This is a genomic window from Actinoplanes sp. NBRC 103695, assembly GCF_030269485.1.
In the GTDB taxonomy this organism is placed as follows: domain Bacteria; phylum Actinomycetota; class Actinomycetes; order Mycobacteriales; family Micromonosporaceae; genus Actinoplanes.
The window spans coordinates 1838-16746 of sequence record NZ_BSTL01000064.1 but is presented as its reverse complement, the minus strand read 5'-3'; the positions used below and the strand labels follow the sequence as shown (position 1 = coordinate 16746).

Genomic DNA, 14909 nt, shown 5'->3' with positions numbered 1-14909 from the left:
GGAAAAAATGTCCCGGCAACAAAAACATCATGTTGCCAAAGGAATCACGAGGCAAAACAAAACCTCGCCATAATTGGCACTGGCTTATCAAGCACCCTGTTGAGTTCTCAAAGAACAACCACACACCAAGTTATCCGCCTCGTTTAGAGGTGATCTCCTCGGGGTGACCTCCAGGACGGCCGCTGCGGTGGTTTTACCCTCCGCGGCCCGCCCGTTTCCCTGGTGGCAGAGAGAACATTACATGGGGTTTCCCGGGGCTCCAAATCGGGGGCCTGCGACCGCGGTCACATGCCCCCGACCTGGGAAAACGCCTTTCAGGACAGCAGAACCTCGACGCCGGCAAACGTTCGCTTGCCCTTTCGCAACACCAGGTAGCGGCCGTGCAACAGAGCGGAAGCGGGAACAAGAGCCTCAGCGTCGGTAACGCGTTCGTTGTTCACGTACGCACCACCCTCGGCCACCGTGCGCCGCGCCTCTCCACCACTCTTCGCGAGCCCGGCGAGCTGGAGCAGCTGACCGACGGCCACCGAGGACGACGGCACGGACACCAGACCCGCCTCGGACAGCGCGGCACGCAGGGTGGAGGACGACAGGTCCGACAAGGCGCCCCGCCCGAACAGCGCCTGTGACGCCGCCACGGCCTGATCCGCCTCGGCAGCGCCGTGGACCAGCGTCGTCAGCTCGTACGCCAAAGCCTTCTGAGCGGAGCGAAGCTGGGGTTTCGCGGCGGACTCCTCCTCCAGGGCGACGATTTCCGCGGAGGACTTGAAGGAGAAGTAGCGCAGGTAGTTCGAGATGTCCTTGTCGTCGGCGTTGATCCAGAACTGGTAGAAGGCGTACGCCGAGGTCATCGCCGGGTCCAGCCAGACCGAGCCACCCTCGCTCTTGCCGAACTTGGTGCCGTCCGCCTTGAGCACGAGCGGCGTGGTGAACGCGTGGACCGGGCCGGCGCCGCGGCGGCGTACGAAATCGACCCCCGCCGTGATGTTGCCCCACTGGTCCGAACCGCCGAACTGGAGCGCGCAGCCGTGCCGCTGGTGCAACTGGTAGAAGTCGTTGGCCTGGAGCAGCTGGTAGCTGAACTCGGTGAAGCTGATCCCGCTCTCCAGCCGGTTGCGCACCACGTCGCGGGCCAGCATCTTGTTGACCGGGAAGTGCTTGCCGACATCCCGCAGGAACTCGATCACCGAGGTCGGCCCGGTCCAGTCAAGGTTGTTGACCAGCGTCGCCGCGTTGTCGCCCTCGTACGAGACGAAGGGCGCCAGCTGGTCACGGATCCGCTGCACCCACTCGGCCACCTGCTCGGGCGGATTGAGGGACCGCTCGCTGGACTCACGCGGGTCACCGATCTGCCCGGTGGCCCCGCCGACCAGCAGCAACGGTCGGTGACCGGCCTGCTGGAGGCGGCGGGCGGTGAGCACCTGCATGAGGTGCCCGACGTGCAGCGAGGCGGCGGTCGGGTCGAAGCCGACATAGAACGTGAGCGACCCGTCGTCGAGCGCCGGCCGGAGCGTCTCCGGGTCGGTCGAGTCTTGGATCAGGCCACGCCACTGCAGGTCGTCTACGAAAGTCACCCGCGAATTGTCGCGCACGGCCGGGTGCGGATCACATCGGGTTTCGCCATGCTGAGGCGATGAGTCGTCTGGGTTCGGCGGAGCCGCCGTACGAGATCAGCAAGAAGAAGGCCGTCGTGCGCCTGGAGGAGGCGCAGCAGCGGCTCCTCCGCCTCCGGCTCCTCCTGGGCGGCCAGCTCGGCGAGCACAAGATCGGCCCGCCGCTGTGCGTGCTCTTCGAGGGCTGGGACGCCTCCGGCAAGGGCGGCGCCATCAAACGTCTCGTCGCACCGCTCGATCCCCGGCACGTCCGCGTCTCCCAGTTCGCGGCGCCGACCTACGACGAGAAGAGACACCACTTCCTGCAGAGGTTCTGGGCAGTGCTGCCCGGCTGGGGAGGGATGACCGTCCTCGACCGCTCCTGGTACGGACGCGTCCTCGTCGAACGTGTCGAAGGCTTCGCCACGAAGGAGCAGTGGACCCGCGCGTACCAGGAGATCGTCGAATTCGAACGCACCCTCACCGCCGAGGGCACCATCCTCATCAAGTTCTGGATGCACGTCTCGCCCGAGGAGCAGCTTCGCCGCTTCGAGGACCGCGCCGCCGACCCCCTGCGCGCGTGGAAGCTCACCGACGAGGACTGGCGTAACCGCGACCGCCGTGCCGACTACGAGACGGCCATCGAGGACATGATCGACAAGACCGACAAGAAGCGCGTCCCCTGGACCGTCATCCCCGGCGACAACAAACCCTTCGCCCGGCTCGCCGTACTCGAACATGTCTGCCACACCGTCGAAACCCAGCTCGCCGACCGCGGTTACAACCTCCACGACGCCGACTGACAGCCTCCGCTACAGGCCGAGGGCCTTCCGCACGGACGCCTGCACGGAGTCGGCGTCCGGCCGCGCGTCGATGCTGAGCACCGGCTCCTTGCGGCCGAAGAGTTCCAGTACGGGCGTCGTCTGCTCGTGGTAGTCGCGAAGCCTGGCGTCGAGCGCCTCGGGCGTGTCGTCGGGCCGCGTGACCAGCTCGTGCCCGCAGATGTCGCATCTGCCGTCCACCTCGGGACGGTCCGCGATCAGGTTGTAGTCCATCCGGCAGTTCGGGCAGAGCCGGCGGCTGAGCACCCGGCGGCGCACCTCGTCGTCCGGGATCTCCAGGTGGATGACGGCGTCGATGTCGTACGACTCCATGAAGAACTCGGCCTGCCGGGCGTTGCGCGGGAAGCCGTCGATGACGAAGCCGTAGTTCCAGTCGTGCTGATCGAGGCGCCCGCGCACCACGGCCTCGACCTGGTCGTCGCCGACCAGGTCGCCGGCGTTCATGGTGCGCTTGACCTGCGCGCCGAGTTTGGTGTGGTTCTGTACGTGCCAGCGGAACAGGTCGCCGACGCTGATGTGCACCATCTCGTACGCGGAGCACAGCAGCTTGCTCTGTGTGCCCTTGCCGCTGCCCTGCACGCCCATGATCACGTATTTACGCATCGTCAGCCCCCATCCGGATCGGGCCCGGCGCCGGCCTGCCGGTGAGGGTGGTCGGGTCGATGCTCCAGGCGCCCGCGATGCGCAGCACATCCTGTTCGGCGACGAGCACCGTGGTGTCGTCGTCGATCGTCGCGGGCAGCCCGGCCTCGCGCTCGGCCCGGTCCGGTTCGCCGTGCCAGGTGGTGATCTCCCCGGTCTGGCCGACGTAGCCGAACGCCCGGATCAGCTCGCCGTGAGCCGCTCGCTGCCAGCGGTGCGACTCGGTCACCCGGTGGGTCGCGAAGAACTGCACCTCGGTGTCCAGCACCTTGGACAGCTCCGGCAGGTCGGGGGTGGCGAGCAGGAAGCGGCGGCCGAGGGCGAGCGTCCACCCGTCCAGCACCGGGGTCACCGCGACCCGGTCGTCGGTGAGGTGGGCGAGGTCGATGCCGTCACGCCAGGCGACCGTGCCCAGATCTCGGAGACCGAGCGCGGCGATGATCGCCGCCGGGTCGCCGTCCCGCACCGCCAGCCACGCCTGCTTGCCACCGAATCCGACCATCACGTCCGTTTCCATGCCAACAAAACTAACGCAGCGCGCTCGTGATCATGCCCAGCCGTAGTCGCGGCGCAGTTCGACCGCCACCTCGTCGAAGCGGGAACGGTTCAACACCGCGCCCTCCCGGCGGATGCCGTCCTCGTCGACCTCGAGGACCCGGTCCAGGCGGACCCAGCTCGGCCGGTTCTCCCGGTCCCACGACCCCGGGCCCAGGCCGAACCAGTTGCGCTGGCCGTCCCGCTCACTCTGCGAGGAGAGCATCAGACCCAGGAGGGTACGACCGTCGCGGCCGACCACCAGCACCGGCCGATCCTTGCCCTGGCTCGGGTCGTCCTCGTACTTCACCCAGGTCCAGACGATCTCGCCCGGATCGGCGTCGCCGTCCAGATTCGGGGCGTACTCGACACGCCGCCCGCGGTCGGCCGTAGGCACCTGCCGCGACGACGGGCGTCGGGACGGTGTGATCCGCTGCGCGACACGGCGGGCGATGCCGGTGATGTTGAAGGCCACGCGTGCACTCTACGGTTGTGGGATGCATCCCGACATCGACGCGTGGCAGCCCTGGTCCCCGGCTACCTTCGCGGCGCGCATGCCCGGGGCCGACTTCCCCTGGTTCGTCGCCGGCGGCTGGGCCATCGACCTGTTCCTCGGCGAGCAGACCCGCGACCACGAGGACCTGGAGATCGCGGTCGCGTCGTCGTTCTTCGAGACCCTGCCGCCGCGCTTCCCCGAGCTCGACTTCTGGGTGCCGCAGGGCGAGGGGGTGCTGGCCCGGATGACGACCGAGACGCTCGCCGGGGATTCGCACCAGACCTGGGCGTACGAACGGGCGGCGCGGGCGTGGCGGTTCGACGTGTTCCGCGAACCGCACGACGGCGACATCTGGATCTGCCGGCGGGACGAGACGATCCGGCGGCCGTACACCGACATCGTGGCCTTCACGGCGGACGGCATCCCGTACCTCCAGCCCGAAGTCGTCCTGCTCTTCAAGGCCAAGGCGGTACGCGATAAGGACACGGCCGACCTCGCCGCCGCCTGGCCGCGGATGTCGGAGTCGCAGCGGGACTGGCTCCGCGAATCGGTCGCCCGGGTGCATCCCGGCCACGACTGGATCTCGCTCACGTAGCGCGACTGCCGGCCGCTGGTCCGTCAGCCGGCGAAGTCCTGGGTGAACCAGACCAGGCCGTCGTCCCGGGTCACCGCCAGGCCGATTTTCGTGAAGCCCGCGTTGAGCAGGTTGACGCGGTGGCCGTCGTTGGGGGGCCTCTCGGCCAGCATGCTGTCGGTGATGCGGTTGGCGGCCTCGATGATCTGGGACTGGGAGGCGCCGCCGGAGCGGAAGCCGATGTTCTCGCCGGCCGCGCGGAACTGGACGCCCTGGGCGTTGAAGCGGGGGCCCAGATCGGCCTCGCCCGCGCAGCGGTGGCTGAGACCGCAGCCGTTGCTGAGCATGGCCTCGTTGTGGCGCTCCGACGCCTGGGACAGCTCGGTGTCCAGGGTCAGCGCGGCGCGGCCCTCGTCGGCGCGGGCCTCGTTGATGTGGGCGAGCACGGCGTTCAGGATCGCGTCGCCGGTCGGCGGGACGTCGACCGTGCGGGCCCCGCGGGACGGCTTGGTCGTCGCGGTCTTCTTCGACGTCGTCGGGGTGGTCACGGTTTTCGGTTCGGGGGCGGGCTTCGACGCCGGCCGAGACGTGGGCGGGGACGAGGGCGGCGTCGCCGGTGGGGCGCTCGGGCCGGCCTCGCCGGGCGGCAGGACGTCGTCGCCCAGGTCCGCGGGTGGGGCGGGGGCCAGGCCGACCGAGCTCGCCTGCTTGTCGTCGGCGTGGTTCTGCAGGCCGGCGAAGGTGAAGCCGGAGCCGATCACGACGGCGGTGGCGCCGGCGACCAGCAGGTACGGGAAGCGCGAGGCGGTTGACGTGGACACGGCGGTCACTATTCGCGGCCGGTCCGGCGACCGCCCGCCTACACAGGAGTCCTTAAGGCTCCCCGCAGAGCGAACTAAGGGCCGTTGCCTTACCGGGACCACGCACGGACCTGGAGCCCGCGGGAGCAAACGGTCCGGACCACGACGGACGCGGGCAAAGAGAGCTCTGGATCTTGAACTTCGCTCGTCATGACAAACCGCCCCGGCAGCCATAGATTGACGTGATGACGAAGGTCTCGCGTCGCGCACTGCTCACCGGACTCGCCGCCGCGCCCTTGCTCAGCGCCTGCGGCGGGGTGTCGACCACCGGCACCAGCGGCTCCGGCGGCGTCACCCTGATGTCCAACCAGTTCAGTCCGGTCGAGGAGAAGCAACGCTTCGAGCAGATCCTCAAGAAGGCGCCGGTGCCGGTCGCCTTCAACCAGGTCGAGACCGGCATCTTCGCGTCCACCCTGCAGACCCAGGTCGAGGCCGGCAAGGTGCAGATCAGCGTGGCCGGCGCCCTGCACGGCGACCTCGCGCCGCACAAGGACCGGCTGACCGACCTCGACGACCTGCTGGGCACGCTCGGCGACCGCGGCTTCCCGGCCGAGCTCACCGACCTGGCCAAACTGGGCGGCGGCACCACCAAGTACATCCCGTGGATGCAGGCCAGCTACGTGCTCGCGGTGAACAAGAAGGCGCTGGAGTGGCTGCCGTCCGGCGCCGACGTGCAGAAGCTGACCTACGACCAACTGCTGGCCTGGGCCACCGCGGGCAAGGCCGGCAACGGCGGCAAGCCGATCCTCGGGATCCCGGCCGGCGTCAAGGGGCTGTACCACCGGTTCTTCCAGGGCTTCCTGCTGCCCAGCTTCACCGGCGGGCAGATCACCACGTTCCGCAGCGCCGAGGCGGTCACCGCGTGGGAGTACATGAAGGAGCTGTGGGCGCAGACCGCGCGGGCCTCGACCAACTACGACAACCTGCAGGAACCGCTGCAGCGCGGCGAGGTGATGGTCGGCTTCGACCACGTGGCACGGCTGGTCGGCGCGACGGGCGACTTCATCATGGTGCCCGCGCCCACCGGGCCGAAGGGCCTCGGCTACATGTTGGTGCTGGCCGGGCTGGGCATCCCGAAGGGCGCGCCCGACCCGGACAAGGCCAAGCAGGTGATCACCGCGCTGACCACACCGGACGTGCAGCTCGAGGTGCTCAAGCAGAACGCGTTCTTCCCGGTCACCAACGCGAAGGTCCCGGCCGATCTGCCGGGCGCGGTGGGGCAGGCCTCGTCCGCGATCGGGAAACAACGCCAGGCGCCGAAAGGCATCCTGTCGCTGCCGCCGGTCGGCCTCGGCGCGCGGGACGGCGAGGTGGGACAGATCTTCAAGAACTGCTTCAAGGAGATCTGCCTGGACGGCAAGCCGGTCGAACAGGTGCTGGACGCGCAGGCCGGCGAGCTGAACAAGATCCTCGCCGAGCTGAAGATCCCCTGCTGGCAGCCGGATCCGGCCGGCGCGGAGTGCAAGGCTCTCTAGTGCGCAAGCTCTGGCTGATCCTGCCGTCGATCGTGTTCATGACGGCGCTGTTCGCGTGGCCGCTGGTCAGCGGGGTGCTGCAGGCCTTCTCCGGGTCCGGCACCTTCCGGCGGATGGTCGACGACCCGTACTTCTGGGAAGCCGCCCGCAACACCGCGCTGCTCATCGTGGCGCTCATCCCGCTGCAGTTCGCGCTGGCCGTCACGATGGCGCTGCTGATGCGGGAGAAGCCCCGGTTCGCCGGGCTGCACTTCTACCTCTGGGTGGTGCCGCTCGCGATCAGCGACCTGGCGGCCGGGCTGGTGTGGCTGTCCATCTTCACCGACCGCGGCTACCTCAACTCCATTTTGGAAAAAGCAGGCGTCGAGTCGTACGCGTGGCTGTCGGTGGAGAACCCGTCGACCATGTTCCTCGCGGTGCTGATCGCCGAGCTGTGGCGGGCCACCGCGCTGGTCTTCGTGATCGTGGTGGCCGGCCTGCAGAACGTGCCCCGTGAGTACGACGAGGCGGCCGCGGTGTTCGGGGCGACCTACTGGCAGCGGCTGCGGCACGTGATCCTGCCGCAGCTCAAGCCCAGCCTGCAGGTGGCGCTGATCCTGCGGACCATCCTGGCGCTGGAGGCGTTCGCGGTGGCGCAGGCGCTCACCGGGCGCAGTTTCCCGCTGCTGGTCGGCGAGACCTACCAGTGGTACTACACGCTGCAGAACCCGAACGTGGCGACCGCGATCGCGCTGGTCGTGCTGACGCTGTCGATCGTGGCGTCGATCGGCTACCTGCGGCTGATGCGCCCATGACCGGCCGGCGCTGGGTGATCCAGCTGCTGTGCGTGCTCGTCTCGCTCTTCATGGCCGTCCCGATCTACCTGATCACGCTGGCCGCGCTGTCCAGCCGGGAGTCGCTCGACCGGTTCCCGCTGCCGCTGCTGCCGACCTCGCTGTCCGGCGAGACGATGACCACGTTCCTGCGGTCCACCGGCGTCGTCGGCGGGCTGATCAACTCGATCACGATCGGGTTGAGCACGGTGGTGCTGTCGCTCGCCATCGGGCTGCCCGCCGGGTACGCGCTGGCCCGGTACGCCTTCCGCGGCAAGGACGCGTACCAGATCGGGCTGCTCCTGACCCGCGCCCTGCCGATCGTGGTGCTGTCCGTCCCGCTCGGCCGCACCTTCCTGGACCTCGGGCTCTACGACACGACGTACGGCGTGACCCTGCTGCACACCGCGCTCGCCCTGCCCACCACGATCCTGATCACCTCGGCGATCTTCCTGGGCGTCCCGCCCGAGCAGGAGGAAGCGGCGATGATCTTCGGGGCGTCGCCGCTGGTCGCGTTCGTCCGGGTGGTCCTCCCCCAGGCGCTGCCCGGGATCGCCGCGTCGGCGCTGTTCACCTTCGTGCTGTCCTGGAACGAGGTGCTCGGCGCCAGCATCCTGACCCTCGGCCGGCGCACGCTGCCCGCGCAGCTCCTGGCCACGCTCGCCGACTCGCCGCTGGCGTTCCGCTTCGCCGGCGGGCTCGCGCTGGTGCTGCCGGCGCTGATCTTCATCGCGATCGTGCGGCGCTATCTGCTCAACATGTGGGGGACGACGCTTCGATGAACGTGACCGTCAAAAACCTGGTCAAGACCTACCCGTCCGGGAACAGGCGGGCCACCGACGACATCTCGCTCACGGTCGAGGACGGCGAGTTCCTGGTGCTGGTCGGCCCCAGCGGCTGCGGCAAGACCACGCTGCTACGCATGGTGGCCGGGTTGGAGACGCCGGACTCGGGGACGGTCACGATCGGCGGGCGGGACGTCACGGCGCTGCCCGCGCGCGAGCGCGGTCTGTCCATGGTCTTCCAGTCGTACGCGATCTTCCCGCACCTCAAGGTCCGGCAGAACATCGGATTCGGCCTGACGATGCGGAAGGTGCCGCGTGCGGAGTGGGATTCACGCGTACGCCGGGCCGCGGAGCTGCTGGACCTCGGTGACTACCTGGACCGCTATCCCGCGCAGCTCTCCGGCGGGCAGCGGCAGCGGGTGGCCGTGGCCCGCGCGATCGCGGTGGACGCCGACGTGCTCCTGATGGACGAGCCGCTGTCCAACCTGGACGCGCTGCTGCGCATGCAGTTCCGTGCCGAGCTCAAGAAGATCGTCGCCCGGCTCGGGACGACCACCCTCTACGTGACGCACGACCAGGCCGAGGCGATGTCGCTCGGCGATCGGGTCGCGGTTCTGCGTGACGGGCGGATAGACCAGTTGGGTACGCCCATGGCGGTGTACTCGCGGCCCGCCTCGCAGTTCGTCGGGGGTTTCCTGGGGGCGCCGCCGATGAACTTCTTCCCGGCCACCGTGTCGTCGGGTCGCCTTCAGGTTGGCGACGTGTCTTTTCCGGGCGGCCCTTCCGGCTGGGAGGATCGGAAGGTGCTCGTCGGAATCCGAGCCGAGGCGATCGGAGTTTCCGCGGATATTCCGGGCACGGTCGAGGTGGCCGAGCCGACCGGGGCGACCACCCTGCTGACCGTCCGGTGGGCCGGCGGGGAACTCAAGGTGCAGACCGCCGCCGGGTTCGAGGGGTCCGAAGTCGGGCTTTCGTTCCCACCTGCGGCTTTACGGTTCTTTGATCCGGACACCTCCTTGGCGCTCCACTAGGGACACTTCTTGCTGTTGTCACCTAGCGTGGAGGACGTGGACACGGATGCCGTCTTAGACCTGTTCGCCGTCGTCGTCGCGATCATCGCGCTCAGCATCACCGCCCTGCTCGCCATCCGGCAGACCCGGACCGCCGCCGCCGGCTACGCCCTGCCCGTCGTGCTGGAGATGTTCGCGCAGTTCCGCGGCGAGGAGTTCTACGCCGCCCGGGAATACGTGATCGACGTGCTGGGCAAGGAGTTCGACCCGCCGGTGCCCTACCGCGACCTGCCGCCCGAGGTACGCGCCCAGGTCCGCCTGGTGGCCGGCCGGTACGACGACCTCGGCAAGCTGGTCGCTCACCGGGTCGTCGACCCCGAGCTCGTGATCGGCGGCAACGGCACCGCGATCCGGCAGGTCTGGGCGGCCGTGGCGCCGTTCGTCCACCAGGAACGCGCCGTCCACGGCACCACGACCTGGATCTACCTGGAGGACCTGGCCAACCGCGCGCAGGCCCTGCCGCCCCGCGACATCTACGCCAAGCTCGGCCTCCAGCACAGCGCGGAACTCTGACCCTCGAAGATCAGACGTCCTCCTTACACCGGACCGCGTTCAGGTCGATGGTGTTCGCGGTTGGAATTACCCCGAAAGTGATTCATCGGCCATTCGGTCAGCGCCGTTCGGCTGGAGCGTCGAGGAAATATGTTCGGCCGGAGTGCGAGCGGCCACCATCTGCCACGCCGCGTCGGCGATGGCGTCCGGGTCGAGGGTCTCCAGCGGCTCGCCCTCGTGCTGGGCGGTCACCATCGCGTGGATGTCGCCGCGGGCGATGAGGCCGCCGATGGTCAGGACGCCGACGTAGACACCCCTCTCCTCGAGCGCGTCGTGCAGGGTCAGGGCGTACATGCGCAAGGCGGCCGAAGCCGGGGCCAGCGAACCGAGCATGGGCATCGGGTGCAGGCCGCTGAGACCGCCCGGCAGCAGGATGGCCCGCACGTTCCGGTCGAGCGCGGCCTGGACGGCGGTCACGGCCGGGAGCAGGAGCACCTCCAGCGACCTGCGGACGTCGTCCGGGCCGGCCGACGGCAGCGGGACGATCGGGGTCATCACGGCGGGTCCGAAGTAGAGCACGTCGACGTCGTCGATCACGTCTCTGATCTGGGCCGGGTCGGTCAGGTCGGCCTTGCGGGCCACGGCACCCTCCACCGTGAAGCCGCGGCGGGAGACGAGCGTGGCCGCGTACCCCTCCTCGAGGAAGCGGCGCGCGACCGACGCACCCAGACCCGGACCCGCACCCAGCACAGCGATCTTAAGTTGAGGCATTCCTCAAGTTAGACACAAGTTGAGGACTCCGTCAAGTTCGATAGGGTCGGGACATGACGACGCTGCGGCGCGACGCGCAACGCAACCGCGAACGGCTGGTCGAGGCGGCCCGGGCCGTCTTCGCCGAGCGCGGGCTGGACGTGCCGCTCGACGAGATCGCACGGCGCGCCGGGGTCAGCATCGGGACGCTCTACAACCGCTTCCCCAACCGGAACGCCCTGGCCGCGGCCGTCTTCGCCGACCGCGAGGAGACCGTGCGGCAGCTCGCCGGGCAGGCACTCGCGATGGACGACCCGTGGGACGGGTTCGCGCACTTCGTCGAGCAGATCTGCCGGCTGATGGCCGAGGACCGCGGGTGGAACGACGTCTCGGCCCTGCGGGCGCCGGAGATCGGGCGAGCGATGATGATCTCGGTCGTCGAGCGCGCCCAGGGCGCGGGGGCACTGCGGAGCGACTTCACGCTGACCGACATGGTCTTCGTGATCTGGTCTCTGACCCGGACCATCGCGGCCACCCGGGACGTGGCGCCGGATATGTGGCGGCGGCATCTGGGGTTCGTGCTGGACGGGCTGCGGGCGGCGGCCGCGCATCCGTTGCCGGGGCCGGCGCCGCTCAGCGAGGCGGACGCGGCGCGGCTGATGGGCGGCTGTTGACCGGACCTGTGGACAAGGCCGAAAAACGTCGTACCGGTCGGCTACATTTCGGCCCACCCAGTGCCGGGGTGGGGGAGGTGGCGGCCCGCGTGTCGCGAGCAGCCGGGCGTGTCGCGGGCCGCGATCAGGGCGTGCCGCCCTCGGCGCGCAGCAGGTCGCGGAGCATGCGCGCGACCTGGCCCATCGCGGTCTCGGCGGCCGGCTGGACCACGGCCGGGACACGCGACTCGGTGAGCGCGACGATGGCATACGCCGCGCCGTCGGCATGCTCCACCACGCCGATCTCGTGGCGCATGGTCAGCAGGGTGCCGGTCTTGGACGACCAGCGGGAGGCGTCCGACGCCAGGTCGGGGGTCAGCCGGCTGCGGTGCACGTTGCCGGCCATCAGCTCACGGACCCGCTCGGCGGTCCTCGGGTCCATCTTCGAGGGACGCCAGATCAACTCCAGCAGGTCGGTGAAGGCGCGGGCCGAACCGGCGTTCGCCCGGGTCACATCCAGCTGCGGCATCGGGTGGCCCCGGCCGGCGGTCACCGCGCCGATCGCGAGCTCGTGCGCCAGGTGCGCCTGGCCGTCCGGCAGCTGCTCGGCGGGGGTGTTCATCAGATCGAGGGTTCGGTGCCGGGCCGCGATGCCGTCCACGCCCAGCCGGCGAATCTCGGCCGCCACCAGCTCCGGCGGGGTCAGCTCGAACAACGCGTCGGCCGCGACACTGTCGCTCAGGGCCACGCTCAGGTAGATCAGATCCTCGACCGCGACGGTGGCCGCATGGCGGAACCGCATCAGACCCGGGGGCCCGGGCGACTCCACCCGGTCCGGCGGCACCGTCACCGGCGCCGCCAGGTCCAGCTCGCCTCGCTGTGCTCGTTCCAGGGTCGCCACGGCCAGCGGCACCTTGATCAGCGAGGCGGCCGGGAACACGGCGTCCGGATCCAGGCCGAGCTCCTCACCGGAGTCCAGATCGCGGACCAGGAACCCGCCTCGCAGGCCGGCGTCGTCCAGGGTCCGGCGGGCGTCCCGGAAGACCTTCGCGGTGCTCACACCGAACCTCCCAGAGCTCGTGCCATCGGCGCGTGCAGCCGCCGCCGGATGCGGTCCAGCTCGGCCCGCGGCCCCGACGCCGCATCGTAGCCACGGGCCAGCTCCAACTCGGCGATCCGGCCCCAGCGCAGACCCAGGTCGGTGGCCTGGGCGGCCGAGCAGAGCAGCAGGTCCTCGGTGGACAGCGCCTCGGCGGCCGCCGCCACCAGGGAGGCGGCGACCACGATCTGGGCGGGGCGCAGGCCCACGCTCGCGCCGAGGCGGGTCAGGCGGTCGCGGACGTGCGGGACGTCGTCCTCGGGCTGGATCCAGATCCGCCGGCCCGTACCCTCGCGGTCTCTCAGGGTCTCGACGTGGGTGACCGGGTCTCCCGTGGCGGCCAGGCCCAGGGGCACGCGCCAGGTCGCCACGTCCGGCGGCACCGGCACGATCGCCGGCACACCCTCCCTGCGCTCCGTCTCCAGTTCCAGGTACAGGCCTTCCGCGCGGGCGGCGGCGGCGAGCAGGGCCAGCTCGCGAGGCGGGCAGATCGGGGGCACCACCAGCAGGAACGGGCGGCGCCGGGCCCGCGCCGCGTCGTCCTCCAAGGCGTCGGCCAGTTGCACCAGGCGGCGCGCGGCCGGAAGCAGGTCGGCGCCGAAGGAGGTCAGGGTCAGCGCCCGGGAGGTGCGGTCGACGAGCTCCCCGCCGAAGTGGGCCTCGAGTGCGGAGATGCGGCGGCTGGCGACCGACTGCGGCACCCGGATGGCGGCGGCGCCGACCGTGAAGCTGGCGTGCCGGGCGACCGCCACGAACGCGCGGCTGGCGGCGACGAGATCCATGAGCGGCGACTATGCCAGATCAGCATGGGACGCGCCGCTTTCGTCTTGGACGGCATGGCCTTGCCGGCGGCAGAGTCCCGGACATGACCGCATTCGTTCCTCTGATCAGCCTGATGCTCGCTCTCGGCGCGGCAGCACCAGGACCGACGTTCGCCGCCCTGGAGAAAGGGCACGACGCGCGGCTCGGGGTCTACGCGATCGACACCGCGACCGGGCGGACCGTCGCCTACCACGCCGACCAGCGATTCGCGTACGCGTCCACGTTCAAGGCGCTCGCCGCCGCGGCGGTGCTCGACCGGACCACCGACGCCGAGATGGACCGGGTCGTGCACTACACGCGGGCCGACCTGGTCGACTACTCCCCCGTCACCGAACTGCACGTCGACGAGGGCATGCAGCTCGACGACATCGCCGAGGCCGCCATCACGGTCAGCGACAACACGGCCGGGAACCTGCTGTTCCGCGCGCTCGGCGGCCCCGACGGGCTGGAACGCGCACTGCGCGCCGCCGGGGACCGGACCACGTCGGTGGACCGGATCGAACCCGACCTGAACACGGCCGTCCCCGGCGACCGGCGGGACACCAGCACACCGCGGGCGCTCGCCGCCGATCTCCGGGCCTACGCGGTGGACCGGGAACTGTGCCCGGGCGACCGCGGGCGGCTCGTCGGGTGGATGCGCGCCAACACCACGGGCGACAACACGATCCGTGCCGGGGTGCCGGCCGGGTGGACGGTCGCCGACAAGACCGGGACCGCCGCGTACGGCAGCCGCAACGACATCGCCGTCGCCTGGCCGCCGTCCGGCGCCCCGATCGTGCTGGCCATCCTCACCACCCACGACGAAGCGGCCGCCACCCCGGACGACAAGCTGGTCGCCGAGGCGACAGCCCTCGTGGTCCGGTCACTGCGCCGCTAGAGACCCTGCGAGGTTGAGGTCTGGTCAGGCCGCGCTGCCGGGTGTGCAAGGTGCCCGGGCGCCTGCTCGCCCTGGCAGCCACCGCTTGCGCGCGGTGCGGGGTCGGGGCGGGGTGTCCGCTCGCCTTGGTTGCCGTCGCTTGCGCGCGGTGCGGGGTTGGGCCGGGGCCTGCTCGCCTTGGTTGCCGTCGCTTGCGCGCGGTGCGGGGTTGGGCCGGGGCCTGCTCGCCTTGGTTGCCGTCGCTTGCGCGCGGTGCGGGGTTGGGCCGGGGCCTGCTCGCCCTGGTTGCCGTCGCTTGCGCCCGCTGCGGAGTCCGGGCGGCTTGCCAGGCGCCCGGGTGCCTGCTCACCGTCGCTGCGGCCGGTCGCGGCCGTGGCCGGACACGGTTGGTGGCCGGGCGCGGTCGGTGGCCGGGCGCGGTCGGTGGCCGGGCGCGGTCGGTGGCCGGGCGCGGTCGGTGGCCGGGCGCGGTCGGTGGCCGGGCGCGGTCGGTGGCCGGGCGCGGTCGGTGGCCGGGCGCGGTCGGTGGCCGGG

Annotated in this window: 17 protein-coding genes; 9 read left to right on the top strand and 8 right to left on the bottom strand. The window is 70.4% G+C overall.

Annotated features, from left to right (window positions below; translation table 11 throughout):
• Positions 1-314 precede the first annotated feature (314 nt).
• Entirely contained in the window at positions 315-1574 is a 1260-nt protein-coding gene (tyrS, locus tag QSK31_RS47460; protein ID WP_285691784.1) for a tyrosine--tRNA ligase, read from the bottom strand.
• A gap of 59 nt (positions 1575-1633) precedes the next feature.
• On the opposite strand from tyrS, the gene QSK31_RS47455 reads away from it, so the two are divergent.
• The gene (locus tag QSK31_RS47455; protein WP_285691783.1) at positions 1634-2395 is read left to right on the top strand and encodes a polyphosphate kinase 2 family protein; all 762 of its coding nucleotides are present in this window, start codon (positions 1634-1636) and stop codon (positions 2393-2395) included.
• 9 nt (positions 2396-2404) lie between these two features.
• Here the strand turns inward: QSK31_RS47455 and QSK31_RS47450 are convergent, their stop codons facing one another.
• The 3 genes from QSK31_RS47450 to QSK31_RS47440 are packed head-to-tail and all read right to left on the bottom strand — an operon-like array spanning position 2405 to position 4040.
• Positions 2405-3037, bottom strand: a complete 633-nt coding sequence (locus tag QSK31_RS47450) for an adenylate kinase family protein (protein ID WP_285691782.1) — start codon at positions 3035-3037, stop codon at positions 2405-2407.
• Positions 3030-3593 carry a hypothetical protein gene (locus QSK31_RS47445; RefSeq protein ID WP_285691781.1) on the bottom strand — a complete coding sequence of 188 codons (564 nt, stop codon included), beginning with the start codon at positions 3591-3593 and terminating at the stop codon, positions 3030-3032. The genes QSK31_RS47450 and QSK31_RS47445 overlap by 8 nt, the downstream gene beginning before the upstream one ends.
• Positions 3594-3623: 30 nt before the next feature.
• Positions 3624-4040, bottom strand: a complete 417-nt coding sequence (locus tag QSK31_RS47440; protein WP_285691787.1) for a type II toxin-antitoxin system PemK/MazF family toxin — start codon at positions 4038-4040, stop codon at positions 3624-3626.
• A gap of 67 nt (positions 4041-4107) precedes the next feature.
• On the opposite strand from QSK31_RS47440, the gene QSK31_RS47435 reads away from it, so the two are divergent.
• Entirely contained in the window at positions 4108-4701 is a 594-nt protein-coding gene (locus QSK31_RS47435; protein WP_285691780.1) for a nucleotidyltransferase domain-containing protein, read from the top strand.
• A 23-nt stretch (positions 4702-4724) separates the two neighbouring features.
• Here QSK31_RS47435 and QSK31_RS47430 read toward each other — a convergent pair whose 3' ends face one another.
• The gene (locus tag QSK31_RS47430; RefSeq protein WP_285691778.1) at positions 4725-5501 is read right to left on the bottom strand and encodes a CAP domain-containing protein; all 777 of its coding nucleotides are present in this window, start codon (positions 5499-5501) and stop codon (positions 4725-4727) included.
• A gap of 224 nt (positions 5502-5725) precedes the next feature.
• On the opposite strand from QSK31_RS47430, the gene QSK31_RS47425 reads away from it, so the two are divergent.
• Genes QSK31_RS47425 through QSK31_RS47405 form a run of 5 tightly spaced genes read left to right on the top strand, consistent with a single transcriptional unit; the run spans position 5726 to position 10195 of the window.
• Positions 5726-7015, top strand: a complete 1290-nt coding sequence (locus QSK31_RS47425) for an ABC transporter substrate-binding protein (RefSeq protein WP_285691777.1) — start codon at positions 5726-5728, stop codon at positions 7013-7015.
• On the top strand, positions 7015-7809 hold the full coding sequence (locus QSK31_RS47420; protein WP_285691776.1) for a carbohydrate ABC transporter permease: 795 nt from the start codon (positions 7015-7017) through the stop codon (positions 7807-7809). The genes QSK31_RS47425 and QSK31_RS47420 overlap by 1 nt, the downstream gene beginning before the upstream one ends.
• Entirely contained in the window at positions 7806-8609 is an 804-nt protein-coding gene (locus QSK31_RS47415) for a carbohydrate ABC transporter permease (RefSeq protein ID WP_285691775.1), read from the top strand. Before QSK31_RS47420 ends, QSK31_RS47415 begins: the two co-directional genes overlap by 4 nt.
• Complete coding sequence (locus tag QSK31_RS47410; RefSeq protein WP_285691774.1) at positions 8606-9643, top strand: ABC transporter ATP-binding protein; 1038 nt, start codon at positions 8606-8608, stop codon at positions 9641-9643. Before QSK31_RS47415 ends, QSK31_RS47410 begins: the two co-directional genes overlap by 4 nt.
• A gap of 36 nt (positions 9644-9679) precedes the next feature.
• On the top strand, positions 9680-10195 hold the full coding sequence (locus QSK31_RS47405) for a DUF4760 domain-containing protein (RefSeq protein ID WP_285691772.1): 516 nt from the start codon (positions 9680-9682) through the stop codon (positions 10193-10195).
• Between the two features lie 66 nt (positions 10196-10261).
• Here the strand turns inward: QSK31_RS47405 and QSK31_RS47400 are convergent, their stop codons facing one another.
• A complete protein-coding gene (locus QSK31_RS47400) occupies positions 10262-10945 on the bottom strand; it encodes an SDR family NAD(P)-dependent oxidoreductase (RefSeq protein WP_285691770.1) in 684 nt (227 codons plus the stop codon).
• 53 nt (positions 10946-10998) lie between these two features.
• Between QSK31_RS47400 and QSK31_RS47395 the strand changes: the two genes are divergently transcribed.
• The gene (locus QSK31_RS47395) at positions 10999-11598 is read left to right on the top strand and encodes a TetR/AcrR family transcriptional regulator (protein WP_285691768.1); all 600 of its coding nucleotides are present in this window, start codon (positions 10999-11001) and stop codon (positions 11596-11598) included.
• A 124-nt stretch (positions 11599-11722) separates the two neighbouring features.
• Here the strand turns inward: QSK31_RS47395 and QSK31_RS47390 are convergent, their stop codons facing one another.
• Positions 11723-12637 carry a serine hydrolase gene (locus tag QSK31_RS47390; protein WP_285691767.1) on the bottom strand — a complete coding sequence of 305 codons (915 nt, stop codon included), beginning with the start codon at positions 12635-12637 and terminating at the stop codon, positions 11723-11725.
• The gene (locus QSK31_RS47385) at positions 12634-13458 is read right to left on the bottom strand and encodes a LysR family transcriptional regulator (RefSeq protein WP_285691765.1); all 825 of its coding nucleotides are present in this window, start codon (positions 13456-13458) and stop codon (positions 12634-12636) included. Before QSK31_RS47385 ends, QSK31_RS47390 begins: the two co-directional genes overlap by 4 nt.
• Before the next feature lie 11 nt (positions 13459-13469).
• Between QSK31_RS47385 and bla the strand changes: the two genes are divergently transcribed.
• On the top strand, positions 13470-14375 hold the full coding sequence (gene bla, locus QSK31_RS47380; RefSeq protein ID WP_502873129.1) for a class A beta-lactamase: 906 nt from the start codon (positions 13470-13472) through the stop codon (positions 14373-14375).
• The last annotated feature ends 534 nt before the right edge of the window (positions 14376-14909 follow it).